Origin of the sequence: Rathayibacter tanaceti, assembly GCF_009834165.1 — a bacterium.
In the GTDB taxonomy this organism is placed as follows: domain Bacteria; phylum Actinomycetota; class Actinomycetes; order Actinomycetales; family Microbacteriaceae; genus Rathayibacter; species Rathayibacter tanaceti.
Window position 1 is genome coordinate 1,802,289 of sequence record NZ_CP047186.1, and the last position, 24,191, is coordinate 1,826,479.

A 24,191-nucleotide genomic window follows, 5' to 3' on the forward strand; every position below is an offset into this window, starting at 1 on the left:
CACGATGGTCGAGTGGATGCGGTGGTCGGAGTGGTGCTCGCGGCGGGGGCCGGCCGTCGCGCGGGCGGTCCCAAGGCGCTGCGGCGAGACGAGTCCGGTGTCTCGTGGATCGAGCGCGCGGTGCGCCGTTCGGAGGCAGCGGGGTGCGGTCGGGTTCTCGTCGTCCTGGGCGCGGAGGCCGCGCGGGCGCGCCTCCTGGTGCCGTCGGGGGCCTCGGTGGTCGTGGCGGACGACTGGGAGCGCGGTCTCTCGGCGTCGCTCCGCGCCGGCCTCCGTGCGGCGGACGGCGCGGCGGAGGACGCGGCGGCCCTGGTGTCGCTGGTCGACCTGCCGGACGAGCCCGTCGGCGTCGGCGCGCGCCTCCTGGACGGCGCCCCGCCGACTCGGGAGGTGCTGGCCCGGGCCGTCTTCGAGGGCAGGCCCGGCCATCCGGTGCTGCTCGGTCGCGATCACTGGGCGGAGCTGATCGCCCGCGTCCACGGCGACTCCGGCGCCCGCGACCTGCTGAGCGGTGCAGACGTCCGTCGCATCGAATGCGGCGACCTCTGGTCCGGCCTCGACCGTGACGGACCGGGCTGAGCCGGTCACGTGAGCCCCGCGTCGTCGAGGGCGCCGGCGAGCGCGCGCCAGGCGAGCGTCGCGCACACCGAGCGGACGGGGTTGCCCGCGACGACGAGCAGCGCCTCCTCGTCCCCCGCGAGCGAGCCGGAGCCGCGCGCCATCGCCGCGAGGAACAGCACGAGGCGCTCGCGCACCACGGCGACCGGCAGGGCGTCCAGCTCGTCGACCAGGATCGACGCCGACGCCCGCGAGACCTCGCAGCCGCGTCCGCCCCACGAGAGCACGATCCGGCCCGCGTCGCCGCCGACGCGCAGCTCGAGGCGGTCGCCGCAGGTGGGGGTGATCAGCTCCGCCCGTCCGCGCGGCTCCGGCTGCTCGCGGCAGCCGACGGGGTGCTGCGCGTGCGCACGGATCAGCTCCGCCGCCTCGGTCACCGCCGCTCCTCCAGCTCGGCGAGCTCGGTGTAGGCGGTGCTGATCCCCGCGATGCGCTCGCGCGACTCCCGCGGGGCGGCCCCCAGCACCCCGGAGGCGAGCAGCGCCGCCGCGCTCATCGCCGCGGCGTAGCTGTCGAACGCCGCGTCGCTGTCGAGGGGGCACTCGAGCCAGACCGCCGCGTGCTCGGCGTAGCGGCGGGCGGGCGGATCCGCCAGCAGCACCACCGGCACCTCGCGCGCGGCCAGTGCCTCGATCAGGGCCGCGAAGGAGGCGGGCCGGCGGCGGAAGCCGACCAGCACCACCGCGTCCTCCGCGCCGAGCCCGACGAGCTCCTCGCCGAGCGACTGCCCCGGCTGCGGTGCCACTCGCACGCGGCCGCGCGCCTGCGCGAGCTGCTGACGGAGGTGCAGTGCCACCGGGTAGCTGTTGCGCAGCCCGATCACGACGACCTCGCGCGCCTCGGCGATCAGCCTCACCGCCTCCTCCAGCCGCCCGTCGCCGAGCGCAGCCGCGAGCCGGGCCAGGTTCGCCCGCTCGCTCTCGAGGTGCGCCGTGAGCGCGTCGCCCTCGCCCTGCGCGGGACCCACCGGCACTCCGGAGCTGCGCAGCGCGCGGGCGTGCTCGCGGACCTCCTGCGAGTTTGAGAAGCCGAGTCTGCGGAACAGGCGCGAGACCGTGGCCTTCGACACCCCGCTGTGCTGGGCGAGCTCGGTGGCCGTGTACACGGCCAGATCGCCGAGGTGGTCGAGGATGAAGTCGGCGGCCCGCTGCTCCTGCCGCGAGAGCGTGGCGTAGCCCGCGTCGATGCGGTGCCCGATGCTCGACGTCGAGGCGGGAACGGGTGCGGCGCTCACGCCGGCTGCACCCCGGCGGAGGCGTCCGCCAGCGCGAGCACCGCGGCCTCGAAGGCGTCGAGCGCCGTCGCGACATCGGCCTCCGTCACGTTCTCGTCGGGGTGGTGGCTGACCCCTCCCTCGCAGCGGAGGAAGAGCATCGCGTACTCGGTGAGCTCGGCGACCGCCATCGCATCGTGCCCGGCCTTCGAGAACAGCACCATCGGCTCCGCGTCGCCGGTCGCCCGGATGCCCGCCCGCACCACCTCCTGGAGTCGCGCGGAGGCCCTGACGGCCGGCGCCGAATGGGTCTCCTCGATCGTCAGCGCGAGCCGCCGACGCGAGGCCGACTCCGACATCGCGTGCTCGATCGCGTCCCACGCCGCATCGCGGAGCTCGTCCGTCTCGGCTCGCAGGTCGAGGCTGAACTCCACGCGCCCGGGGATCACGTTGACGGCTCCCGGGAAGGTCTCGAGCCGGCCGACCGTCGCGATCACGCCCTGCTCGCGCGCGATCCGCTCGACGGCGAGGACGGCCTCCGCCGCTCCGGTCAGCGCGTCCCTGCGCCGGTCGAGGGGGACGCCGCCCGCGTGGCCGGCCTTGCCGGTGAGGGTGAGCCCGAAGCGGCGCGCGCCCGCGATCGACGAGACGACGGCCAGCGCGCGGTCGGCCTCCTCGAGGTACGGGCCCTGCTCGATGTGCGCCTCCAGATAGGCCGCGATGTCGCCGGAGTCGCGCGCGGCGGCTCCGATGCGCGACGGGTCGAGCCCGAACGCGTGGAAGGCGTCGACGAGCGTCGTGCCTTCGGCGTCCTGCAACTCCCACCAGTGCTCGTCCCAGGTGCCGGCCAGCGCGCGCGAGCCGAGCAGCGCCGTGCCGAAGCGGGTGCCCTCCTCGTCGCCGAATGCGACGACCTCGACCGCGAACGGCAGACGGCGTCCCGCCGCGTGCAGCCGCGAGACGACCGCGATCGCGAGCATGACGCCGAGGATCCCGTCGTAGCGCCCCGCATCGGGCACGGTGTCGAGGTGCGAGCCGAGCAGGAGCGCCGGGAGTCCCGGGGTGGAGCCTTCGTAGCGGCCGCACTGGTTGCCCGCGGCGTCCTGCCACGTGCGCAGGCCGGCCTCCGTCATCCAGCGCGCCGCCATCGCGTTCACGCGGGCGTGCTCGGGCGAGAGGTACACGCGCTCGATCCCGCTGCGGCTGCTCGAGACCGCGGCGAGCTCGTCGCAGCGGGCCATGATCGCGGCGGCGTCGATCATGCCCGCGCCGCCCCGTAGACCTCGTACGCTCCGGCGACTCCCCCGCCGACCGGCACGGAGGCGCCCGCGCGGCGCAGCACCGCCTCCAGCGCCGCCAGGGTGGTCAGCACCGCGTCGGTGCGGGCGTTGTAGCCCATCGTGCCGATGCGCCAGACCTTCCCGTGCAACGGGCCGAAGGAGGTGCCGATCTCGATGCCGAAGTCGGTCAGCATCGCGCCACGCACCGCGTCGCCGTCCACGCCCTGCGGGATGTGCACCGCGACGACGTTGCTCATCTTGTGGGCGACGTCGCCGAACACCTCAAGGTCGAGTCCGCGGACGCCCGCGAGCATCGCCGAGCCGTGCAGCGTGTGCCGGGCGACCGTCTGGTCCAGGCCCTCCTCGACGATGATGCGGGCGCACTCGCGGGCGCCGTAGAGCATCGTGGTCGCCTCGGTGTGGTGGTTGAGGCGGCGCGGTCCCCAGTAGTCGAAGACCATGCCGAGGTCGAAGTAGTTGGAGCGGACCCGCTGCGCGCTGACCGCGTCGTCCTCGTCGCGGATCCCGGCCTCGATGCTCTTGCGCGACTCGATCACCGCGACGGCCTTCTCCGAGAAGGTGACCGGCGCCGATCCGGACGGGCCGCCTAGGCACTTCTGCAGACCCGCCGAGACCGCGTCGAGCCCGAGCTCGTCGGTCGCGAAGGCGTTGCCCGCGAGGGAGGCGGTGACGTCGGTGTAGAAGAGGGCGCCGTGCTTCTCGCAGAGCGCGCCGAGCTCCTCCAGCGGCTGCGCCATCGTGGTCGAGGTGTCGCCGTGGACCACGGCGAGCACCTTCGGCTTCACCCGCGCCAGAGCCTCGGCGATCGCGGAGACGGGGAAGACCTGCCCCCACTCCGCCTCGATGACGTGCACCTCGGCCCCGCACCGCTCGGCGATCTCGCGGAGAAGGTGCCCGAAGCGCCCGAAGACCGGCACCAGCACGCGGTCGCCCGGCTCCAGCATCGAGACCAGCGCCGCCTCGATGCCCGCGCGGCTCGTGCCGTCGATGAGCATCGTCTTCTCGTTGCGGGTGCGGAACACCTGCCGGTAGAGCTCCTGGGTCTCGGTCATCGTCGCGGTCATGAAGGGGTCGTACTGCCCGACCAGCTGGGCCGACATCGCGCGGAGCACCCGCGGATCGGCGTTGATCGGTCCCGGACCCATCAGCAGGCGCGGCGGCGGATCGACGGGGAGGAACGGCGCGGGCGCGGACATGATGGGGACCACCTCTTCACAGGACGGACGGACAGAGAAAAAGAAGTTTCAGGTGTGCATCCTACGCAACAGACGTTTCTCCGGTGTTTCGGGATCCTGCACGGCGAGGCGGGTCTCGAGACGGCGCTGCACTCTTCCTCGACGAGCAGGATTCGGCCCCATCGGGCGGCCACGATACCCGCGCAGCGGGCGCATCAAGGCCCCCGCACCACGAGAGCGAGCTACCCCACGACCCGTGCCGCCTCCTCCAGCAGTGCCAGGTCGGCGCCTCGGGGCCCCACGAGGCACAGCCCGACCGGCTTCCCCTCGACGAGCAGCCGCGGCACCGACAGTGCCGGATAGCCTCCGATGCCCGCCAGACAGGTCAGCCCGAGCGTCGCCGTCCTCGCCTCGTCGATCACCTCAGCCGAGGCGTCGAGCGCCGGAGCGACCGACGAGGCGGACGGCAGCAGCAGAACCCGCCCGTCGAGCTCCTGGTCGAGCGCCGCGCGGAACTCCGCGAGTCGCTCTCGCGCGCCCACCTCGGTCGCCGCGTCCACCCTCGACGCCGCATCGAACCGGGCCTGCACGTCCGGCGCCAGCACGCCGGGATGCGCGGCCACCCACTCGCCATTGGCGGCCCACGCCTCCGCGGCCTGGACCAGCCGGAACGCCTCGACCATCTCGGCCACCGGCGGCAGAGCGACGCGCGCCGCGCCGAGGTCGGCCACCGCCGCGCCGAAGGCGGCGCGCACCGAGGCGTCCACCCGCTCGAGCAGCGCTTCCGCGATCACGAATCCCCCCGCCGTCTCCTGAGCAGCCCCCGCCAGACCGACGGCCGCGACCCGGCGCAGCGTCGCGAGGTCGCGGGTCAGCCAGCCGACTGTGTCGAAGCTCGGCGCCAGCGGCAGCAGTCCCGCCGCAGGCACCGCGCCGTGCGTCGTGCGCAGCCCCCACAGGCCCTGGTACGACGCCGGCACCCGGATCGACCCCGCCGTGTCCGTCGCGAGCCCGATCGCCGCCTGCCCGAGCGAGACCGCAGTCGCCGGCCCGCTGGAGGAGCCGCCGGGGATCGCTCCCGGCACCGCCGGGTTCGGCGGGGTGCCGTAGCCGGAGTTGCGCCCCGCGATGCTGTAGGCGAACTCGTCGGTCTGCGCGATCCCGCGCACCGACGCCCCGGCGTCGAGCAGCATCGCCACCGCCGGTGCCGTCGACGTCTCGAGCGGCGCCTCCGCGAGTCGCCGCGGGACGCCCGCGCCGATCCGCTGTCCCTCGATCGCGAAGAGGTCCTTCACCGCGACGTCCAGGCCGTCGACTGCTCCGGAGGAGGCGGCCGGCACGAGCGGTGCCCCCACTGCCCGCCACACCCGCGGATCGAGCGCGGGGGCAGGCGCGTGCACCTGGGCCGCGCGTACGCGCCAGACCCCGGAGTCGCGGGCCCACAACTGCGTGACGAGGCCGCGTCCGCCCCCCGCCGGCGCGTTCACCGTGACGACCAGCGCCGTGTCCGCGTTGACCGCCCGCACGTGCAGCTCGGCCAGGGCGCGCGGCGGCGTCCCGCCCCGCCGCCCGCGGAAGCCGGCGATAGCCTCGTGCCCCACGAGCAGTCCGGAGGCGTCGCCCCGCAGCGTCGTCGGTGCGCGGACGAACGCGTCCGCGAGGGCGGGGACGTCGTCGGCCGCGAGGGCCGCCTCATAGGCCTCAACCGCGTCGACGAGCCCCTCCGGCAGCTCGCCCTCGAGCGAGGTCACCCGCGGGTCAGTCATCGAAGTCCGCCGTCCGCACGCAGGCGTGCACGCCCTTCACCAGGTCGACGACCTGCGAGATGTTGAAGTCGGTCGCGGCGCTGAGGTAGGCGTAGGCGAGGCTTGCGTCCATCCCGTAGCGCGCCTGCAGCAGAGCGATCGCGGCGCGCACGCAGTTTTGCACCGCCACGTCGAGGTCCTCGTCCATGCCGGTCGGCACCAGGAACTCGCTCGTCTCACCGAGCGGTCCGACGAGTGTGCCGAACTCCGCCAGCGCCTCCGCCTGCGGCACGACCTCCAAGCGCACCCGGACGCGCAGGCTCGCCTCCATCGCCGTCAGCGCGACCTCACCGTCGCCCTGCGCGAAGTGCGGGTCGCCGACGTACGCGAGCGCACCCTCCACCTGCACCGGCAGGTAGAGGCTCGTCCCGGCCGTCAGCAGCGAGATGTCGATGTTCCCGCCGTGCGCACCCGGAGGCACGGAGTGCGGCCGCACATCTCCCGCGACCGCGACGCCCATGATCCCGAGGAACGGGTGCAGCTCGAACCGCGCCGAGCGCTCGCCCCCGCGAACCAGGGGCAGGACCCCGCGCCGCACGCCGTCGGCTCCGTCCTCGACCCGCGCGAACGCGCTGAACGGGCCGGGCTGGAGGGGGTACTCCCCCGGCAGCGCGCCGCGCCCGTGCCGGTTCGAGATCACTCCGTAGGGCACGCGCTGCTCTGCCTCGAGCAGAGTCATCCGCAGCAGATCGCCGGGCTGCGCACCGCGCACCGCGATGGGCCCGGTGACGATGTGCGGGCCGTCGAGCGCGGGGTCGCGGAAGGGCCCGGAGGCGGCGAGCTCGATCGCATCGCGCAGCACGCCCTCGGGAGGGACGCCGTGCCCGCCGAAGTAGGCGAGCGGGTCGCGCCCCTGATCCTCCAGGACGCCCTCGTGGCTCAGCGTGTCGATGACGACCTCGGTGCCGGAGTCGATCGTCAGCACCGGCGAATCGGCCGCACAGGGCAGACGCCCCCACAGCACCGACCCCGGTCTCGCCGCGAGGTACTCGACTCCGTCGGGCACCGATTCCCCGGGCTGAACCGCCCACTCCGCCTGCCGCATCCGCCGCCGCCTTCCCGCGCGGGTCCGCCCCGCGATCGCTTCGAGGCTAGCGGCGCCGTGTTTCGGCCCCGTGGCGCATCCATGGCAGGATCGGCGGCGCACCCCCGCTGCCGCCTTCCGCGAGATGCCACGTGAGTACGCGACACGCCGACGCACGCGTACCGAAGTGGCATCTCGCGTATGTCCCCCCTCCGACGACAGGACTGCCGTGTTCACACGACTGCGCTCGCGCCCCGACAACGTCCACCTCGGGCTCATGCTCGCCCTGACCTTCTCGACCGGCATCATCGACGCCGTCGGCTACCTCGGGCTCGACCGCGTCTTCACGGGCAACATGACCGGCAACGTCGTCATCCTGGGCATGGCGCTCGCGGGGGCGGACGACCTGCCCGTCGTCGGCCCGGTCATCGCCCTCGCCGGCTTCATGCTGGGAGCCGCGATCGGCGGCCGCGTCCTGCGCCCGATCAAGGCCGGCTGGACGACCCGCTCCACCTGGCTCTTCACCGTCGTCGGCCTCGTCATGTCCGTCCTCGCGATCGTGCTGGGCGTCGTCCCCGAGCACCCCGAGCCGCTCGCCCTCACGGTGACCGGCGTCCTCGGGCTCGCGATGGGACTTCAGGCCGCGACAGCCCGCCACATCGCGGTCAAGGACGTCACCACCGTGGTCGTCACCTCGACCATCACCGGCCTCGCCGCCGATTCTCGCCTCGGCGGCGGCAAGGGCCAGCCGTGGTTCCGCCGCCTCACCGCGGTCATCCTCATCGGAGCCGGGGCCGGAGTCGGCGCCCTCGCCTTGACCGTCGGCCTCTGGCTCGGCCTCGCGATCGCCGCCGCGCTCACCCTGATCGCGTCCCTCTTCGGCCACCTCGTGGCGCACACCAGGCACGCCCAGTCCGAAGAAGCCTCCGCCGCGTGAGCGGCACAGTCGGTTCCCTGTGCCACCGCACGAATCAGTTCTCGTCGAGCCACTGCCCTCTCACCGCCCAGTGGAAACCGTTTCCATCGTCAGGCTGCAGCGCGAGCTAAGGTAGGTACGTACCTACGAGAGGAGTTCGTCATGACGACCATCAGTGCACGCGAGTTCAATCGCGATGTGAGTGCGGCCAAGCGCGAGGCCGACCATGGGCCGGTAGTGATCACCGATCGCGGCGAACCCGCCTTCGTCCTCTTGTCGATCAAGGACTACCGACGGCTGGGCGAGAACGGAGCGGATCTCGTCGGACGCCTGAGCATGGCCGATGACATCGACATCGACTTCGAGCTGATCGAGCCAGGTCTGAGAATCCCTGAGCTGTGAGCTATCTGCTCGATACGAACGTGGTGAGCGAGCTTCGCAAGCCGGAGCATCGCGCTGATCCCGGAGTGCGCGCATGGATCGCGTCCCGAGCGCCGTCGGACCTTCACCTCTCAGTCCTGACGATCATGGAGATCGAGATCGGGATAGGCCGACTCGGCCGTCGCGACTCTCTTCAGGCAGCTCGCCTCCGGGCCTGGCTGAACGACGTCGTGCTCACGGTGTTCGCGGGGCGCATCCTCCCCCTCGATCTCGCCGTGGCTCGGCGGGCAGCACAGCTGCATGTTCCCGATCCTCGTCCGGAGCGTGACGCGATGATCGCTGCCACGGCTTCCGTACACGGTCTGACCGTCGTCACCCGGAACGTCAAGGATTTCGATCCACTGCACGTCGCGATCATCGATCCGTGGACGACCCACGAACGCAGGTAGACGCCGCGCGGGAGTGTGCCAAGAATACGGGTGGTCGCCCGCTACCGCACCCGCTGGCACCGAGGGCAGAAGTGCGACGACCGGTTCATGAACGGCACCCGCACGATCACCTCACCGCACCGCGGACACGGCCTCCCGGCCTGCCCGTACGCGTTCAGGCTGTGCGAGAAGTACCCCGACGCCCCGTTCACGTTGACGTACTGCGCGTCGAAGCTCGTCCCGCCCTCGGCCAGCGCTCGCTCGAGTACCGAACGCACCTCGGCGAACAGGCGGCGGATCCGCGCCTCCCCGAGCGACGAGCTCGGCCGCTCCGGGTGCAGCTCGGCGGCCCACAGCGACTCGTCGGCGTAGATGTTGCCGATGCCGCTGACCAGCGTCTGGTCGAGCAGTGCGCGCTTGATGCCGCTGTTCCGCCTCCCCAGCACCGCGACCACGGCCGAGAGATCGAAGAACGGGTCCAGCGGATCGCGGGCGATGTGCGCGACCTGCGACGGCACCGTGCGCAGCCACTCGCCAGCGGAGGCGTCGTCACCCGCGAATCCACCGGGCGCGCCGTCGCTCGTGGGCAGGAGCGCGTCGACCGCCATCGAGCCGAAGATGCGCTGGTCGACGAAGTGCAGGGCGAGCTCGCCGTGATCCGGGTTCTCGATCGCGATCCGGATGCGCGTCAGCCGGCCGAGCGGCGCATCGGCCGCGCGGAGCAGCACCTGCCCGCTCATCCCGAGGTGCACGAGCAGAGCCTCGTCATCGCCCGCGGGCAGCCAGAGGAACTTGCCGCGCCGCACCGCGCCCCGCAGACGCCGCCCGACCAGGAGGCGCTCGAACGGGTGCGGATGCACATGCCGCTTCAGCGAGCGCTCGTCGACGATATCGACGCCGGTCACGATCGACCCGGTGACGGCCGGGGCGAGGCCCGCGCGGACGACCTCGACCTCGGGGAGCTCGGGCACTCTTAGCCCTCAGCGGAGGCGCGGACGGGCTCGCCGGGCGCGGTCTCGGCGAGGCGCGTCCACGCATCGAGCGCAGCGGCCATCTCGGCCGCCTTCTTGCTGGTGCCCTCGCCGCGGGCGGTGACGAGCCCGCCGACGATGACGGTGGCGACGAACACCTTGTTGTGGTCGGGCCCCGTGGCCGCGATCTCGTAGCGCGGAGCCGGCGCGCCACGCTCGGCCGCCGCCTCCTGCAGGCTCGTCTTCGGGTCCATCGAGACGCCGAAGCGCAGCGGATCTGCCCGCAGCGGCGCGATCAGGCGCAGCACGAGGTCGCGGGCCTCGTCGGGCCCCGTGCCGAGGTACACGGCTCCGATGATGGCCTCGACGGTGTCGGCGAGGATGGACGCCTTGTCACGCCCGCCCGTCAGCTCTTCGCCGCGACCGAGTCGCACGTGCTCGCCGAGCCCGATGCCGCGGGCGATCTCGGCGAGGGCCACCGTCGAGACGAGGCTCGCGCGCCGCTTCGCCAGGTCGCCCTCGGAGAGCGCCGGGTACTCGGTGTAGAGCATCACCGTGACGGCCTGCCCGAGGATCGAGTCGCCGAGGAACTCGAGGCGCTCGTTGTGCGGGAGTCCGCCGTTCTCGAAAGCGAACGACCGGTGCGTCAGGGCGAGCTCGAAGAGCTCGCCGTCGAGGCTCACGCCGAGCGTGGCCTCCAGACGCGACCGGCCGTCGCTGGAGGGTGTTGCGGAGATCTGGTTCACCATGGACCGCACGACACGCACCGACGAGCGGTGCGACGCCGAATCAGACGTCGGCGACCTTGCGGCCCTTGTACTCGAGGAACAGCGCGGTGCCCGCGGCGTCCTCGACGACCTTGGCGCGGTGGGGGAGGCTGTAGACGACCTTGCCGTTGGGCTCGATGGTCTTGACCAGGGCGGGAGCCGTGGCCTTCCACTGCGAGCGGCGGGCGTGGGTGTTCGCGCGGGACTTCTTCCTCTTGGGAACAGCCATGATTCTCTCTTCTCTACCTCTGGTTGGATTCGGTGCGGGCACTCTCGCCCGCGCCGCTGTCTGTCGACGTGGTGTCTACGACTCGCTGTCTGCGGAAGCTCCGGGCGCTGCGGCCCCACCGGTCCCCGCGTCGCCCAGCCCTGCGAGCGCGGCCCACCGGGGGTCGCGCGGCGCCTCGGGCTTGGGCACGGAGGATTCGGCCAGCCGCTCCCCCGTGACGGGGTCGAGACCCGGACAATCCGGCCGGCAGACCGGCTGGAACGGCAGCGACAGAACCACCGCATCCCTGACCAGAGGTTCAAGATCCACGTGGTCGTCGTGAACCTCATAGTCGAAAGCTTCGTCAGAAGAGTACGCGAAAAGTTCCTGGAACTCGACATCGACAGGCAGGGAGATGTCGGTCAGGCAGCGGCTGCACTCGCCGACGGCCTCGGCCGAGATCCCGACCGAGGCGAGGATGCCCTCGTGGACCGACTCCAGACGGATGTCGAGGTCGAGTGCCGCGGCCTTGCGCACCGCGACGATCCCCTCGCCGAACTGCTCCGGCGCGTCGAGGTCGAGACGGTGCTCGCGCATCTCGCCCGGGCGGCCCAGGAGGTCGCGCACGTTCACGGTGAACGGCGTCTTCTTGAAAGTAGTCACAAGGGTCCAGCCTACTCCCCCGGCCCGCCCTGCGGCGGGAGGGCCGGGGAGCGGAGGTGACTCAGGCGCCACCCTCCTGCAGGGTCACGTCGATCGGCACATAGTCCGCTCCGCTCGTGTCCACGCCCTCGTCGGCCAGCTCCGCGAGCGCCTTCTCGACATACTCGTTCGAGTAGGCCGTGGCGGGCGGATCCTCGCTGATGATGGTCGCGCCGGTCTCGTTCGTGGTCTCCTTGGCGATGTCGACCGTCTGCTGCCAGGCAGCCTCGTCGATCATGCCGACGCCGCCCGTCGAGGGCCAGATCAGCTTGTTGACCTCGTTGGTCATCCAGAGCTGGTGGCTGGTGCCGAGGGTCGACCCGGCCGCCGTCACGATGTCGGCCGCCTCCTCCGGGTTGTCCTTGGCGTAGATCCAGCCCTTGATCGACGCCGTGATGAAGGCGACGGTCTGGTCTGCGTAGGCGTCGTCGCTCTCGAGCTTGTCGGCGTCGGCCCAGATCGCGTCCTGGAGCATCGCGGTTCCGACGTCGTTCCAGTTGATGACGTTCAGGTCGTCGGGCTGGTACAGCTCCCCCGTGTCCGGGTCCACCGTCTCGAGCACCTGCGCGTACTCGTTGTAGGTCATCGCCTGCGCTGCATCGATGTCGCCCGCGAGGAAGCCGTTCATGTCGAACTGCTGCTGGACGAGCGAGATGTCGTCGAGCGCGACTCCGTCTTTCTGCATGCCGGCGAACAGCTCCCACTCGTTGCCGTAGCCCCAGCTGCCGACCGTCTTGCCGGACAAGTCAGTGGGAGACGTGATGCCCTTGTCCTTGAACGAGATCTGCGTGGTCGCGCTGCGCTCGAAGATCTGGGCGACGTCGGTGATGTTCGCGCCCTGCTCGATCGAGCCGAGCACCTTGGGCACCCACGAGATGGCGTAGTCCGCGTCTCCGGAGGCGAGGACGTCCTGCGGCACGATGTCGCCGCCTCCCTCGGCGATGGTCACGTCGAGGCCCTCGTCCTCGTAGTAGCCCTGGTCGACGGCGGCGTAGTAGCCGGCGAACTGGGCCTGGGCGACCCATTGCAGCTGCAGGGTCACGGGGGTGAGGTCTCCCGAAGAGCCGGAGCCCTCGGAATCGCCGGATGCACTGCAGCCGGTGAGGGCGAGGCCGACGACGGCGAAGCCTGCCGTCGTGGTCATCGCGATGCGTGTGCGTCTGTTCACTGTTCCTCCTGGTGCGGTGTGGTGCAGGACGTGCCCGGGAACGGGCGGCGCTGTGGAGCGGCGGTGCAGTGGAGCGGGTGGTGCAGTGGAGCGGCGGTGCGGGGAGAAGAGAGGGAGTCGCAGCCGACGGATCAGCGCGCGCGACTGCGTCGGAGCGCGAGTGCCTCGAGGGCCGCGGTGACGCAGTAGAAGAGGAGGCCGACGAGCACGGCGCCGAGCACGTAGGCGTAGGCGAGCGCGTAGTCGCTGCCCGAGGCCGCCGTGGTGATCGACTTGCCCAGCCCGCCCACCGGCCCGCCGAAGTACTCGGCGACGAGAGCCGAGATCACGGCGAGGGAGGAGGCGATGCGGAGCCCCGTGAAGAAGAACGGCACCGCGCCGGGCAGCGTGATCGTCCGCGCGGTCTGCCACGGCGAGGCCGCGTAGGCGCGCATCAGATCGCGGTGCACCGGGAGGGCCTGGCGCAGGCCGCGCAGCGTGTTGAGGTAGACCGGCACGAAGACCGCGAGAGCGGCCACGAGCTGGCGGGCCGTCTCGACGTTCGCGCCGAACATCGTGTAGAGCACCGGAGCCAGCGCCACGATCGGCACGACGGCCGCGGCCGCCACGATCGGAGCGACCAGCCCGTCGAAGACGCGGACCAGCGCCGAGAGTCCCGCGACGAGCACCGCGAGCACCGCGCCCGCGACGAGGCCGACGAGCGCGTTCCGCCCCGTCACGACACTCCCCGACGCGACGGAGGCGAGGTTCGCGCCGAACTCGGTCCCGATCGCGACCGGAGACGGCAGCACGAACGGCTTCACGTCGAGCGCGGTGACGCCGACCTGCCAGAGCAGGACCGCCGCGAGCCCGAGCAGGAGCGGCGCGAGGATGGTCCGCGCGAGCGCCGGGGTGCTCACCTGTTCTCCACCCCGCGCGGCACGGCGGCCGCGTCGCCGTGCAGCAGCTCGCGCACGGCTCCGACGTCGCGGAAGAACGCGGTGTCCTCGCGGACGTCGGCGTCGCGCTCCGAGGAGTCAGGCAGGGCGATGTCGAGCACGTCCCTGATCCGGCCCGGTCGCGGCGACATCACGACGACGCGGTCAGAGAGGAACACCGCCTCCGGGATCGAGTGCGTCACGAACACGACGGCGGCGCCGGTCTCGCGGCGGATGCGCAGCAGCTCGGTCTGCATCCGCTCGCGCGTCATCTCGTCCAGTGCCCCGAAGGGCTCGTCCATCAGCAGCAGGCGCGGGCTCTCGGCGAGCGCCCGCGCGATGGCGACGCGCTGCTGCATCCCGCCCGACAGCTGATCGGGGTACGAGTCGGCGAAGTCGCCGAGCCCGACCAGCGTGAGCAGCTCGTCGACGCGGGCGCGTCGGGCCGCCGTGGCGACTCCGTGCAGCTCGAGCGGCAGCGCGATGTTCGCCCGGATGGTGCGCCAGGGCAGCAGACCCGCCTGCTGGAACGCGATCCCGTACTCCTGGTTGAGCCGTGCCTGCCGGGCGGTCGTGCCGAACACCGTGATGGCTCCGGAGCTCGGCTCGTCGAGGTCGGCGATCAGGCGCAGGAGCGTGGACTTGCCGCAGCCGGACGGGCCGATCAGCGAAACGAACTCGCCCGATGCGATCTCGAGCGACACGTCCTGCAGGGCGGTGACGCCGACGGCCTTCTTCGTGGCGAACGTCTTGGTGACGGTGTCGACGACGACCGCCGCCTCCCTTGCGGCTGCGGGTGCTGTGGTGCTCGCGGGTGCTGTGCTGCTCATACGGGCGTCCGCGCTCATGCGGGCTGCTCCCCTCGACGGAACGGACGGAGGACGGTGCCGATCAGGGCGACAGCTCCGGCGGCGGCGAGGCCCACCAGCACTGCGCCGAGGATCGGAGCCCAGGGCTTCGCGGGATCGCCGCCTGCAGCGGAGGCGAACTCGATGATCATGCGGCCGATGCCGCCGCGCAGGCCGATCGAGACCTCGGCGACGACCGTGCCGACGACGGCGCTGACCGCACCGAGCCGCAGCGCCGGGATCAGGTACGGCACACTGGCCGGCAGCCGCAGGCGCAGCAGCGTCTTCCACCAGCCGACGCCGTAGACCCGCATCAGCTCGATCTGGCTCGCCGACGGCGATCCGAGACCGCGCAGGGCCCCGATCGAGACCGGGAAGAACGCGAGGTACGAGGCGATCAGCGCCACCGACATCCAGTTCTCCCAGCTGAACGCTCCGAGCTCGAGCTGCGAGCCCCAGCGGCGCACGAGCGGGGCGATGGCGATCAGTGGCACTGTCTGGCTGAGCACGATCCACGGGAGGACCGCCGACTCCGCCGTCCGGAACCGCTGCATCAGGAGCGCCAGCAGCAGGCCGACCACCACTCCGACGACCCAACCGACTGCCGCGATGCCCAGCGAGAAGGCGCTCGCCTGCACCACGGCGAGCCAGAGCGCGGGAGCCCCGCGGGCGCCGGTGACCGGCTCGACGAGCCGCCCCGCGATCTCCCACAGGTGCGGCATCGCGATGGCGCTCGTGCGCGGCAGCACCGTGACTCCGCCGACGACCACCCCGGTCTCGGGGCCGAGCATCTTGTACACCTCCCAGAGCAGCGCGAGCAGGAGGAGACCGGCCGCGCCGAGGAGCACGCTGCGCGTCGCGACCCGCGAGGTCATGCCTTCGCCACGATGTGCTGGCTCAGCGCCGGGATGACGGCCTCGCCGTACACCCGGAGCGTCTCCTCCTTGTTGTCGTGCTGGAGGTAGCCGGCGAACTGCGTCACACCGATCTCGGCGAGCGCCTTCAGCTTCTCGACATGCTCGTCGGCCGTGCCGAGCACGCAGAAGCGCTCGACGATCTCGTCGGGCACGAAGGCCGTGTGGCTGTTGCCCGCCCGGCCGTGCTCGTTGTAGTCGTAGCCCTCGCGGCCGGCGATGTAGTCGGTCAGGGCCTGCGGGACCGCGCCGGAGGTGCCGTAGCGGCCGACGATGTCGGCGACGTGGTTGCCGACCATCCCACCGAACCAGCGGCACTGGTCGATCATGTGCTCGCGATCGGTGCCGATGTACATCGGCGCCGCGACGCAGAACTGCAGCGACTCCGGATCGCGGCCGACGTTCGCCGCCGCCTGCTTGACCGTGTCGATCATCCAGCGCGCAATGTCGAGATCGGCCAGCTGGAGGATGAAGCCGTCACCGACCTCGCCGGCCAGCTTCAGCGCGAGCGGACCGTACGCCGCCACCCACATCTCGAGCGACGAGCCGCGGCTCCACGGAAACTGCAGGGTCGAGCCGTTGTACTCGACCGAGCGGCTGTTCGCGAGCTCGCGGATGACGTGGATCGACTCCCGCAGGGTCGTGAGCGTGGTCGGGGCACCGCCCGTCACGCGCACGGCGGAGTCGCCACGACCGATCCCGCACACGGTGCGGTTGCCGTACATCTCGTTGAGCGTCGCGTGCAGCGAGGCGATGACCGTCCAGTCCCGGGTGGCCGGGTTCGTCACCATCGGCCCGACGGTGATCCGGTGGGTCTTCTCGAGGATCTGCGAGTAGATGACGTACGGCTCCTGCCACAGCAGGTGCGAGTCGAAGGTCCACGCGTAGTCGAAGCCGTAGGTCTCGGCCAGGACGGCGAGGGCGACCGTGCGCGAGGCGGGCGGGTTGGTCTGGAGGACGACTCCGAAGTCCATGGGGTTCCTTCTGATCGAGCGATGGTGCGAGTGCTCAGTGAGGTCGATGCGACCCATTGAGGGTCGCTGTCACACTGAGTGGTCTTCCGTGGTTCCGACGACGGAGGTCGTCGGGGCTGCCGCCTTTCTTGATCGGAGCTCGGAGCGATGCTCCGAACTCAGATCAAGTATTGAGACAAGCCGCGCGTGATGTACTTCCCGTCGCCCGTGGTTCCGACGTAGTGGCCGTCCTCGACGACGACCTTCCCGCGCGAGATCACGGTGTCGACGTGCCCGTCGATCTCGAACCCCTCCCACGCCGAGTAATCCATGTTCATGTGGTGCGTCCGCCCCTCGCCGAGGCCGATCGAGGTGTGTCCGTGCGGGTCGTACACGACGATGTCGCCATCGGCGCCGGGCTGGATCACGCCCTTCTTCCCGTACATCCCGAACATGCGCGCGGGCGTGGTCGAGGTGAGCTCGACCCAGCGCGGCAGGCTGATCTGCCCCGACACGACGCCCTGGTACATCAGGTCCATCCGGTGCTCGACGGAGCCGATCCCGTTCGGGATCTTCGAGAAGTCGCCGAGGCCCATGTCCTTCTGGTCCTTCATGCAGAAGGGGCAGTGATCCGTCGAGACCATCTGGATGTCGTTCGTGCGCAGCGACTGCCACATGTGGTGCTGGTGCCCCTCCGCCTTCGACCGCAGCGGAGTGGAGCACACCCACTTCGCGCCCTCGAAGCCGCCCCACTCCTCGCTGGAGGCGCCGAGCTGCTCTTCGAGCGAGAGGTAGAGGTACTGCGGGCAGGTCTCGCCGAACACGTTCATCCCGCGATCACGGGCCTGTGCGATCTGCTCCACCGCTTGCTTCGCCGAGACGTGCACCACGTACAGCGGCGCGCCGGTGAGGTCGGCGATCATGATCGCGCGGTGCGTCGCCTCCTCCTCCGCCTGCCACGGTCGCGAGGTGCCGTGGAAGAAGGGAGAGGTGTTCCCCGCGGCGAGGGTCTGCTTCACCAGCTCGTCGATGAGGGCGCCGTTCTCCGCGTGCATCATCATCATCGCGCCGTTCTCGGCGCCCTTCTGGAACGCCCGCAGGATCTGCCCGTCGTCCGAGAGGAACACGCCCTTGTAGGCCATGAACAGCTTGAAGCTGGTCACCCCTTCGCGCATCAGCTCGTCCATCGCGACGAGCGACGAGTCCTGCACGTCGGACAGGATCTGGTGGAAGCCGTAGTCGATCGCGCAGTTCCCCGCCGCCTTCTCCTGCCAGGCCTGATAGCGGTCGAGGACGCTCTCACCCGGGTACTGCACCACGAAGTCGACGATCGAGGTGGTGCCTCCCCAGGCCGCAGCCCGGGTGCCGGTCTCGAAGGTGTCCGAGGCGAAGGTACCGCCGAACGGCATCTCCATGTGCGTGTGGGCGTCGATACCGCCCGGGATCACGTACTTCCCGGTCGCGTCGATCACGCGGTCGACGTTCGCCGCGAGATCGAAGCCCAGGAGGGTCGAGCCGGGCGCGAGGACCGCGGCGATCGTCTCTCCGTCGATCAGGACGTCGGCGGATCCGGTGCCGGTCGCGTTGACGACCGTTCCGCCGGTGATGAGGGTCTTCATCGGTGCTCCTCGTCTCGTCCTGCAGTCACGGCTTCGGGATGCTGGTGTACGACTCCGGGCGGCGGTCGCGGTAGAACTGCCAGTCGTCGCGCATCTGCTGCACCATGTCCAGGTCGAGGTCGCGGATCAGGACCTCTTCGCTCTCGCCCGAGCCGCGCTCGCCGACGAAGTTCCCGCGCGGATCGATCACCTGGCTCGTGCCGTAGAAGTCGACGGCGAGCTCGCCGTACTCGTTGTCCTCGAGGCCGACCCGGTTGGGCTGGAGCACGAAGTAGCCGTTCGCCACCGCGGCGGCCGGGCCCTCCACCTCCCACAGCCGGTTCGACAGGCCCGGCTTGGTGGCGTTGGGATTGAAGACGAGATGGGCGCCGTTCAGGCCGAGCTCTCGCCAGCCCTCGGGGAAGTGCCGGTCGTAGCAGATGTAGACGCCGACCTTGCCCACCGCTGTGTCGAAGACCGGGTAGCCGAGGTTCCCGGGGCGGAAGTAGAACTTCTCCCAGAAACGGTCGAGGTGCGGGATGTGGTGCTTGCGGTACTTGCCGAGGATCGTTCCGTCCGCGTCCACCACGACGGCGGTGTTGTAGTACACGCCTGTGATGTCCTCCTCGTAGATCGGGAGGATCATCACCAGGTCGAGCTCCTTCGCCAGGGCGGCGAAGCGCTGCACGATCGGGCCGTCGGCCGGTTCGGCGTAGCGGTAGTACTTCTTGTCCTCGGTGATCCCGAAGTACGGACCGTAGAAGAGCTCCTGGAAGCAGACGATCTGCGCGCCCTGGGCGGCGGCCTCCCGTGCGAACCCCTCGTGCTTGTCGAGCATCGACTCCTTGTCGCCGGTCCAGGTGGTCTGGGTGATCGCTGCGCGGACGATGGTCATCGGTACCTCCATGCTCGGGCGTCCCCGTCCGGCTCAGGTCGTGCTCCGCGGGGCGGCGGAGCCGGGGGGCGTGGACCCACTGTGGTCCCCGCCGAGCCCGAAGGCAACGACGGCCCGGCCGACTCCGCGGACAGGCCCTCATCGTCGACCTTCGACGTTTCCCGGGTGTTTCCAGCGTGGATCCGCAGGATTAAGGCCTCCGAGCCCCGCGGATCCTGCGCGGCAGAGGCTGATCGCTCCGTCCTCCCCCTGGACGAGGGAGCCGCCCTCTCCAACGACTGACCCGCCCCGCTAGCGTGAGCGGATGCGCATCACCATCCTGGCCGGGGGCGTCGGCGGCGCCCGCTTCACCTCCGCCGTCCGCGAGCACCTCCGCGATCTCGAGGCCGCTGGAGGCGAGGCAAGCGAGATCACGGTCGTCGTCAACACCGGCGACGACATGTGGCTCAGCGGCCTCAAGGTGTGCCCGGACCTCGATTCCCTCACCTATGCGCTCGGCGGAGTGAATGACGCGGAGCGCGGCTGGGGCAGGGCCGGCGAGAGCGAACGGGTCTCGGCGGAGCTCACCGCGTTCGGGGTCGGCTGGCCGTGGTTCACTCTCGGCGACCTCGACCTCGCCACCCACATCGCGCGCAGCTCGATGCTCCGGGACGGCCTGACCCTCTCGGAGGCGACCGTGCGCATCACCGCCCGCTGGCCGCTCGGCGTCCGCCTCATCCCGATGTCGGATCAGGACGTCGAGACGCACGTCGAGGTCGAGTTCCCCGGCGAGGGCGTCCGGCTGCTGCACTTCGAGGAGTGGTGGGTGCGCCTGCGCGCCTCCGCTCCCGCTCGCCGCTTCGTGCAGAAGGGCGTCGAGAGCGCCCGGCCCGCTCCCGGCGTGCTGGAGGCGATCACCGACACCGATGCCGTGCTGATCGCCCCCTCCAACCCGGTCGTCTCGATCGGCACAATCCTCGGCGTCCCCGGCATCGCGGACGCGGTGCGCAGCACGGCCGCTCCCGTCGTCGGAGTGTCCCCCGTGATCGGCGGTGCCGTGGTGCGCGGCATGGCCGACGCATGCCTCGCCGCGATCGGCGTCGAGACCTCCGCCGAGGCAGTCGGCAGGCACTACGGCACCCGGAGCGAGGACGGGCTGCTCGACGCCTGGCTGGTCGGCGAAGAGGACGCGGAGGCGGTGCCCGCCCTGGCCGCGGCCGGCCTGCGTGCCCGCTCGGTCCCGCTCTGGCTGAACGAACGCGATGCGTCGGTGCGGCTCGCCGCGGACGCCCTGGCGGCTGCGCGGGGCTGAGCAGAAGCTTCTCCACGGGCCCGGGCGGCTCGTCCTCGGCGAGTTCGTCCGGAGCGTTGACGACGCCGCTCCTTCGAGTGTCTGCACGCTCTCGCAGACGACGTTCACGACGCTGTGTCAGCGTGGACACTGCGGCGCTTAGCAGCGCCCGGCCCTCCTGATCCTGATCGAAAGGACCTCCTTGATGCCTGGTGCACTCGTCCTCGCCGGCGGCGGCCTCGCCGGAATCGCCTGGGAGCTCGGCGTTCTCCGCGGGCTCGCCGACGCCTCCCCCGCGACGGCCCGCCTCCTGCTCGACCCGTCGACCACCTTCGTCGGCACCTCGGCCGGATCGGCGGTCGCCGCGCAGCTGAGCACCGGCGCTGGGCTCGACGAGGCGTACGAGGCGCAGCTCCAAGAGGAGTCGGCCGAGATCGGCGCCGATGTCGACGGTGAGCGGCTCCAGGCCCTCTTCGCCGCCGCCGTGGAGGGCGCCACCTCGCCCCAGGACGCCCGTCGGCGCATCGGCACCCTCGCCCTCGAGGCGGCGACCCTCCCCGAGGAGACCCGCCGCGCGGTGATCTCTGCGCGCGTCGGCGACGCCGACTGGCCCGAGCAGCGCCTCCTGATCACCGCCGTCGACACGGCCACCGGCGAGCTGCGCGTCTTCGACCGCGCGAGCGGCGTCGACCTGGTCGACGCGATCTCGGCGAGTTGCGCTGTCCCTGGAGTGTGGCCCCCCGTCAGCATCGACGGTGTCCGCTACATGGACGGCGGCGTGCGCTCCGGCAGCAACGCCGACCTCGCCGCGGGAGCCGATTGGATCCTGATCGTCACGCCGCTCCCCGGCGTCGGCGAACCCGGCGTGGGCCTGATCCCCACCGCCGAGCTCGACGCCCTCGCCGACTCCCGCGTCGAGGTCCTCTACGCCGACGAGGAGTCGGTCACCGCGTTCGGACCGAACTCGCTGGACCCCGCCGTCCGTGCCGCGTCCGCTCGCGCCGGACGCGCGCAGGGTGCCCGCCTGGCCTCGCGGATCGCCGCGCTGGTCGGCGCCGAGTAGAGGCTCAGCGGCGCACGCCGTAGCGCGTGTACACGGTGCCGTCCGAGAAGCGGTGCTCTTCGCGCAGGTCGAGCCGCGCGTGTAACCCGCGCGGAAGGAAGGGCGTCCCTCCGCCCACGGCGACCGGGACCGTGTACACCTGCACCTCATCCACGATCCCGGCGAGCAGCGCGTGCCGGGCAAGGGTCGGCCCACCAATCGACACGTCATGCTCTGCAGCCCGGACCGTCGCTGCGACCACCACCGGATCGAACTCCGCCTCCAGCCGGGTGCGCCGGGTGCCCACCGCCTTAAGGGTGGTGGAGTAGACGACCTTGTCCGCGACCCGCCACATCTCCTGGAAGTCGCGGATGAACGCAAACTCCTCGGCGAGGGCCCACGTCTGCTCCCAGGCGCGCATCGTCTCGTACATGCGCCGCCCGTAGAGGTACGTTCGCACCCGCGCCTCGCGCTCGGTGATGAAGCGGTGAACCTCCGGCCGCGGCTCCGCCCACGCGAATCCGCCGGAGTCGTCGTTCACGCAGCCGTCCAGCGATGCGATTCCGCTGTAGATGAGCATGCCCACATCGGCCTCTCTCCGCGGCCGGCTTCGGGTCCAGCCACGGGCGCGAGGGTAGGGCCACCGTCCCCGCCCGGCAACGGGCGCGCCTGCGCCTGGCGCGAAACGGCTGACTCCTCTCTCAGAGGACGCCGAGCGGACGGCTCTGGAACGGCAGTCGTCGATGCGCCACGCTCGATCCGGGGCGCCTGTCCCATGATTCGAGGAGGAACACGACATGGTCATCTCGCAGTTCACCGCCGCCCGCGTGATCGCGGCGGCCGCCGTCCTGATCGGCGCCCTCGCGGCGGCGCCGGCGTCGAATGCCGACCCCGTCCACACCGATCCGCTGACGGCCTCACAGCTCGACCCAGTCACCATTGGCCTCTGCAACGGGGGCCTTGGCGACGTGAGCGTCCAATCCTGGGACGTCAGCGCCGGACACATCGACATGTTCTGCGGTGACAAGGACGACGACGATTTCTGGGTCAGCGGCTACAACCACATCCGAGACCGCCACCAGGCCGATTGGCAGGCACTGGTCGACAGCGTCGGCGGCGGCGGAAACTGGGACGACCTGATGATGTTCATGACCGACCGGTCGATCACCGCCGATGATCCCGAGTCGGAAGGCGACGACAAGCTCTGCTACTCGACCTCGGTGGAGCTCCATCGAAGCGACGGGACCCTCGCTGGCGTCTATAACCCGACGATCATCGTCTCTGCCAACAACCACAAGGTGATCACGTCCTACCCGACCACCGTTCCTGACTGCGCGGGCTTCAATGACTGAGCGCAGGACCCCGGCCAAGCGGACGCTGCGGCTCTCGGTCGACTGGGGGCAGAAGTGGCCGCTCAACGACTACATCGGACCAGGACCGATCGTCGACTGGGACTCGAAGATCACCCCGGAGCTGAAGAAGCGCCTGCGCGACTGGGCGAGGTTCTTCCAGGAGAACGCCGATCTCGACACCAGTCTCTTCGGCTCGGAAGAGAAACGGCGCTGGTTCCAACGAGAGGGCTTCCGCCTCCTCAAAGAGCTCCAGCAGCAGGCCGGCGACGAGTTCGACTTCACGATCGACCTCTGGTTCTGACCCGAACGGAGGGAGAGCACCGTCCCTGCCTCCGCTCGGACCGCGTACCGTGGTCGTGCCGCACGGAGCGGCCGTGAAGGGTTCGGGATGAAGATCAGCCAGCTACGCCACTTCGTGGCGGTCGCCGAGGAGCTGCACTTCGTGCGCGCCGCCGAGAAACTCGGCATCTCACGGCGCAAGCTCGACTCCTCCGTCGCCGCCGTCGAACTCGACCTCGGCAAGCCCCTCTTCGAACCCGGCGCCGCCGCCACGACGCTCACCGCCGCGGGCCGCCAGCGCCTCGCCTCCGCCCGCGAGGAGCTCGCAGCGCTGGGCGACGAGTCGGAGGCCGCCCCGAAGTCGGGCGGCAAGGCCAAGGCCTCGAAGGGAACCGGACGCGCTCCGATAGTCAAGGGCCAGCCGAAGCCGTACAAACGCCGCCAATCGCGCTGAGCACAAGCGCACCTCGATGACATGCAGGGGTGAGCACGAGCAGGGTGGGCCCTACCGGGCTCGAACCGATGACATCCACGGTGTAAACGTGGCGCTCTACCAACTGAGCTAAAGGCCCCCGTCGCGCGGTCGAGCCGCGGACGATCACGTCGATCCTACGGCAGCGCCCGCCGCTCGCGAACCGATGCCGGACGGCCGAGAGGCCCCACCGCCGAGGTCTCGGCGGGCCACCGTCGAACCACAGCACACGGGGCCGGGTACGCGGACCGCTAGCCTCAGCGCATGACCGACGGCAGCGACTCCCGGGCGAGACGGCGCTCCGAGAGCCGCTGGCCCGCCTCCGCCGCGATCCTCGTGGCCGTCGGACTGAACGTGGTCGGCCACAGTGCCGAGACCTCGGTCGTGCGCCTTGTCGCCGCCGGCATCACCCTGGCGCTGCTGGTCCCGCTCTTCGTCGTGAATCCGCACCGGCTCGACTCCGAGACGCGCTGGTCGCGAGGCGTCTCGATCACCCTGGCGGTCGTCCTCGCCGTCGCGAACCAGATCAACGTCGTCGCGGTGGTGATCGATCTCGTCGACGGCGCCACCGACGGACCGCCGTTGCTGCTGACGGCGCTCCAGGTCTGGGTGACCAACGTGGTCGCCTACGCACTGCTCTTCTGGGAGCTCGACCGCGGCGGACCGGTCGCGCGCGGGACGCTCCCCCGCACCGAGCTGCCGGCCGCCGACTTCGCCTTCCCGCAGGACACCTACCGGGACACCGTCGCCGAGGTCGCGGTGACCTCCTCCGAGCGCGCCGACTGGCGCCCCGGCTTCGTCGACTACCTGTCCGTCTCGACCACGAACACCATGGCGTTCAGCCCGACCGACACCATGCCGCTGTCGAGCCGGATGAAGCTGCTGATGATCGCGCAGGCGTTCACCGGTTTCGTCCTGCTCGCCCTCGTCATCTCGCGGGCCGTCAACATCCTGAGCTGACGAGCCGCCGGGCC

General features: G+C 71.0%; 28 protein-coding genes and 1 tRNA gene. 10 read left to right on the forward strand and 19 right to left on the reverse strand.

Annotated elements, in window-relative coordinates:
- Positions 1-12 precede the first annotated feature (12 nt).
- Complete coding sequence (locus GSU10_RS08470) at positions 13-579, forward strand: nucleotidyltransferase family protein (protein WP_132504225.1); 567 nt, start codon at positions 13-15, stop codon at positions 577-579.
- Positions 580-584: 5 nt separating this feature from the next.
- Here GSU10_RS08470 and GSU10_RS08475 read toward each other — a convergent pair whose 3' ends face one another.
- The 6 genes from GSU10_RS08475 to GSU10_RS08500 form a co-directional block, all read right to left on the reverse strand.
- Positions 585-995 carry an iron-sulfur cluster assembly scaffold protein gene (locus tag GSU10_RS08475; RefSeq protein ID WP_132504223.1) on the reverse strand — a complete coding sequence of 137 codons (411 nt, stop codon included), beginning with the start codon at positions 993-995 and terminating at the stop codon, positions 585-587.
- Positions 992-1,852: a MurR/RpiR family transcriptional regulator gene (locus tag GSU10_RS08480; protein WP_241972881.1), complete on the reverse strand. Its 861-nt coding sequence runs from the start codon at positions 1,850-1,852 to the stop codon at positions 992-994. The genes GSU10_RS08475 and GSU10_RS08480 overlap by 4 nt, the downstream gene beginning before the upstream one ends.
- Entirely contained in the window at positions 1,849-3,093 is a 1,245-nt protein-coding gene (locus GSU10_RS08485; protein WP_068213235.1) for an allantoate amidohydrolase, read from the reverse strand. Before GSU10_RS08485 ends, GSU10_RS08480 begins: the two co-directional genes overlap by 4 nt.
- The gene (locus tag GSU10_RS08490) at positions 3,090-4,328 is read right to left on the reverse strand and encodes a pyridoxal-phosphate-dependent aminotransferase family protein (RefSeq protein ID WP_068213238.1); all 1,239 of its coding nucleotides are present in this window, start codon (positions 4,326-4,328) and stop codon (positions 3,090-3,092) included. Before GSU10_RS08490 ends, GSU10_RS08485 begins: the two co-directional genes overlap by 4 nt.
- A 221-nt stretch (positions 4,329-4,549) precedes the next feature.
- Complete coding sequence (locus GSU10_RS08495) at positions 4,550-6,073, reverse strand: AtzH-like domain-containing protein (RefSeq protein WP_132504221.1); 1,524 nt, start codon at positions 6,071-6,073, stop codon at positions 4,550-4,552.
- Entirely contained in the window at positions 6,066-7,157 is a 1,092-nt protein-coding gene (locus GSU10_RS08500; RefSeq protein ID WP_068209968.1) for an acetamidase/formamidase family protein, read from the reverse strand. Before GSU10_RS08500 ends, GSU10_RS08495 begins: the two co-directional genes overlap by 8 nt.
- A 208-nt stretch (positions 7,158-7,365) precedes the next feature.
- On the opposite strand from GSU10_RS08500, the gene GSU10_RS08505 reads away from it, so the two are divergent.
- The 3 genes from GSU10_RS08505 to GSU10_RS08515 all read left to right on the forward strand — a co-directional run bounded on the left by GSU10_RS08505 (position 7,366) and on the right by GSU10_RS08515 (position 8,882).
- Positions 7,366-8,073: a YoaK family protein gene (locus GSU10_RS08505; protein WP_236713575.1), complete on the forward strand. Its 708-nt coding sequence runs from the start codon at positions 7,366-7,368 to the stop codon at positions 8,071-8,073.
- 141 nt (positions 8,074-8,214) lie between these two features.
- On the forward strand, positions 8,215-8,454 hold the full coding sequence (locus GSU10_RS08510) for a type II toxin-antitoxin system Phd/YefM family antitoxin (protein WP_068209971.1): 240 nt from the start codon (positions 8,215-8,217) through the stop codon (positions 8,452-8,454).
- 23 nt (positions 8,455-8,477) lie between these two features.
- Positions 8,478-8,882 carry a type II toxin-antitoxin system VapC family toxin gene (locus tag GSU10_RS08515; RefSeq protein ID WP_236713578.1) on the forward strand — a complete coding sequence of 135 codons (405 nt, stop codon included), beginning with the start codon at positions 8,478-8,480 and terminating at the stop codon, positions 8,880-8,882.
- Between the two features lie 41 nt (positions 8,883-8,923).
- On the opposite strand, the gene mutM is transcribed toward GSU10_RS08515, so the two are convergent.
- The 11 genes from mutM to GSU10_RS08570 all read right to left on the reverse strand — a co-directional run bounded on the left by mutM (position 8,924) and on the right by GSU10_RS08570 (position 18,802).
- Positions 8,924-9,832: a bifunctional DNA-formamidopyrimidine glycosylase/DNA-(apurinic or apyrimidinic site) lyase gene (gene mutM, locus GSU10_RS08520; protein ID WP_068209977.1), complete on the reverse strand. Its 909-nt coding sequence runs from the start codon at positions 9,830-9,832 to the stop codon at positions 8,924-8,926.
- Positions 9,833-9,834: 2 nt separating this feature from the next.
- Positions 9,835-10,581, reverse strand: a complete 747-nt coding sequence (gene rnc, locus GSU10_RS08525; protein ID WP_068210013.1) for a ribonuclease III — start codon at positions 10,579-10,581, stop codon at positions 9,835-9,837.
- A gap of 40 nt (positions 10,582-10,621) precedes the next feature.
- Positions 10,622-10,828, reverse strand: coding sequence for a 50S ribosomal protein L32 (gene rpmF / locus GSU10_RS08530; RefSeq protein ID WP_068209979.1), 207 nt, complete (start codon positions 10,826-10,828; stop codon positions 10,622-10,624).
- Between the two features lie 75 nt (positions 10,829-10,903).
- On the reverse strand, positions 10,904-11,404 hold the full coding sequence (locus tag GSU10_RS08535; protein WP_068210016.1) for a YceD family protein: 501 nt from the start codon (positions 11,402-11,404) through the stop codon (positions 10,904-10,906).
- A gap of 127 nt (positions 11,405-11,531) precedes the next feature.
- On the reverse strand, positions 11,532-12,677 hold the full coding sequence (locus tag GSU10_RS08540) for an ABC transporter substrate-binding protein (RefSeq protein WP_422395418.1): 1,146 nt from the start codon (positions 12,675-12,677) through the stop codon (positions 11,532-11,534).
- 131 nt (positions 12,678-12,808) lie between these two features.
- The gene (locus GSU10_RS08545) at positions 12,809-13,576 is read right to left on the reverse strand and encodes an ABC transporter permease (RefSeq protein ID WP_068209981.1); all 768 of its coding nucleotides are present in this window, start codon (positions 13,574-13,576) and stop codon (positions 12,809-12,811) included.
- Positions 13,573-14,424, reverse strand: a complete 852-nt coding sequence (locus GSU10_RS08550; RefSeq protein WP_082845068.1) for an ABC transporter ATP-binding protein — start codon at positions 14,422-14,424, stop codon at positions 13,573-13,575. The genes GSU10_RS08545 and GSU10_RS08550 overlap by 4 nt, the downstream gene beginning before the upstream one ends.
- A gap of 14 nt (positions 14,425-14,438) precedes the next feature.
- Entirely contained in the window at positions 14,439-15,317 is an 879-nt protein-coding gene (locus tag GSU10_RS08555) for an ABC transporter permease (protein ID WP_068209986.1), read from the reverse strand.
- Positions 15,314-16,330: a TIGR03842 family LLM class F420-dependent oxidoreductase gene (locus tag GSU10_RS08560; RefSeq protein WP_068209989.1), complete on the reverse strand. Its 1,017-nt coding sequence runs from the start codon at positions 16,328-16,330 to the stop codon at positions 15,314-15,316. Before GSU10_RS08560 ends, GSU10_RS08555 begins: the two co-directional genes overlap by 4 nt.
- 158 nt (positions 16,331-16,488) lie before the next feature.
- The gene (gene hydA / locus GSU10_RS08565; protein WP_132504219.1) at positions 16,489-17,928 is read right to left on the reverse strand and encodes a dihydropyrimidinase; all 1,440 of its coding nucleotides are present in this window, start codon (positions 17,926-17,928) and stop codon (positions 16,489-16,491) included.
- Between the two features lie 25 nt (positions 17,929-17,953).
- Positions 17,954-18,802, reverse strand: coding sequence for a nitrilase-related carbon-nitrogen hydrolase (locus tag GSU10_RS08570; protein WP_132504217.1), 849 nt, complete (start codon positions 18,800-18,802; stop codon positions 17,954-17,956).
- 304 nt (positions 18,803-19,106) lie between these two features.
- Between GSU10_RS08570 and cofD the strand changes: the two genes are divergently transcribed.
- Complete coding sequence (gene cofD / locus GSU10_RS08575; RefSeq protein ID WP_068209992.1) at positions 19,107-20,093, forward strand: 2-phospho-L-lactate transferase; 987 nt, start codon at positions 19,107-19,109, stop codon at positions 20,091-20,093.
- A 184-nt stretch (positions 20,094-20,277) separates the two neighbouring features.
- The gene (locus GSU10_RS08580; protein ID WP_068209995.1) at positions 20,278-21,135 is read left to right on the forward strand and encodes a patatin-like phospholipase family protein; all 858 of its coding nucleotides are present in this window, start codon (positions 20,278-20,280) and stop codon (positions 21,133-21,135) included.
- 4 nt (positions 21,136-21,139) lie between these two features.
- On the opposite strand, the gene GSU10_RS08585 is transcribed toward GSU10_RS08580, so the two are convergent.
- Positions 21,140-21,694 (reverse strand): dihydrofolate reductase family protein, encoded by a 555-nt coding sequence (locus GSU10_RS08585; RefSeq protein ID WP_330220136.1) that lies wholly within the window; start codon positions 21,692-21,694, stop codon positions 21,140-21,142.
- Positions 21,695-21,911: 217 nt separating this feature from the next.
- On the opposite strand from GSU10_RS08585, the gene GSU10_RS08590 reads away from it, so the two are divergent.
- From GSU10_RS08590 to GSU10_RS08600, 3 genes are all read left to right on the forward strand, one after another.
- On the forward strand, positions 21,912-22,466 hold the full coding sequence (locus GSU10_RS08590) for a hypothetical protein (RefSeq protein WP_068210000.1): 555 nt from the start codon (positions 21,912-21,914) through the stop codon (positions 22,464-22,466).
- Positions 22,459-22,767 (forward strand): hypothetical protein, encoded by a 309-nt coding sequence (locus GSU10_RS08595; RefSeq protein ID WP_068210003.1) that lies wholly within the window; start codon positions 22,459-22,461, stop codon positions 22,765-22,767. Before GSU10_RS08590 ends, GSU10_RS08595 begins: the two co-directional genes overlap by 8 nt.
- Positions 22,768-22,854: 87 nt before the next feature.
- The gene (locus GSU10_RS08600; RefSeq protein WP_068210006.1) at positions 22,855-23,199 is read left to right on the forward strand and encodes a LysR family transcriptional regulator; all 345 of its coding nucleotides are present in this window, start codon (positions 22,855-22,857) and stop codon (positions 23,197-23,199) included.
- 45 nt (positions 23,200-23,244) lie between these two features.
- Here GSU10_RS08600 and GSU10_RS08605 read toward each other — a convergent pair.
- Positions 23,245-23,317, reverse strand: a tRNA-Val gene (locus tag GSU10_RS08605).
- A 164-nt stretch (positions 23,318-23,481) separates the two neighbouring features.
- Here GSU10_RS08605 and GSU10_RS08610 point away from each other — a divergent pair.
- Positions 23,482-24,177: a hypothetical protein gene (locus tag GSU10_RS08610; RefSeq protein WP_132504215.1), complete on the forward strand. Its 696-nt coding sequence runs from the start codon at positions 23,482-23,484 to the stop codon at positions 24,175-24,177.
- Positions 24,178-24,191: the final 14 nt, after the last annotated feature.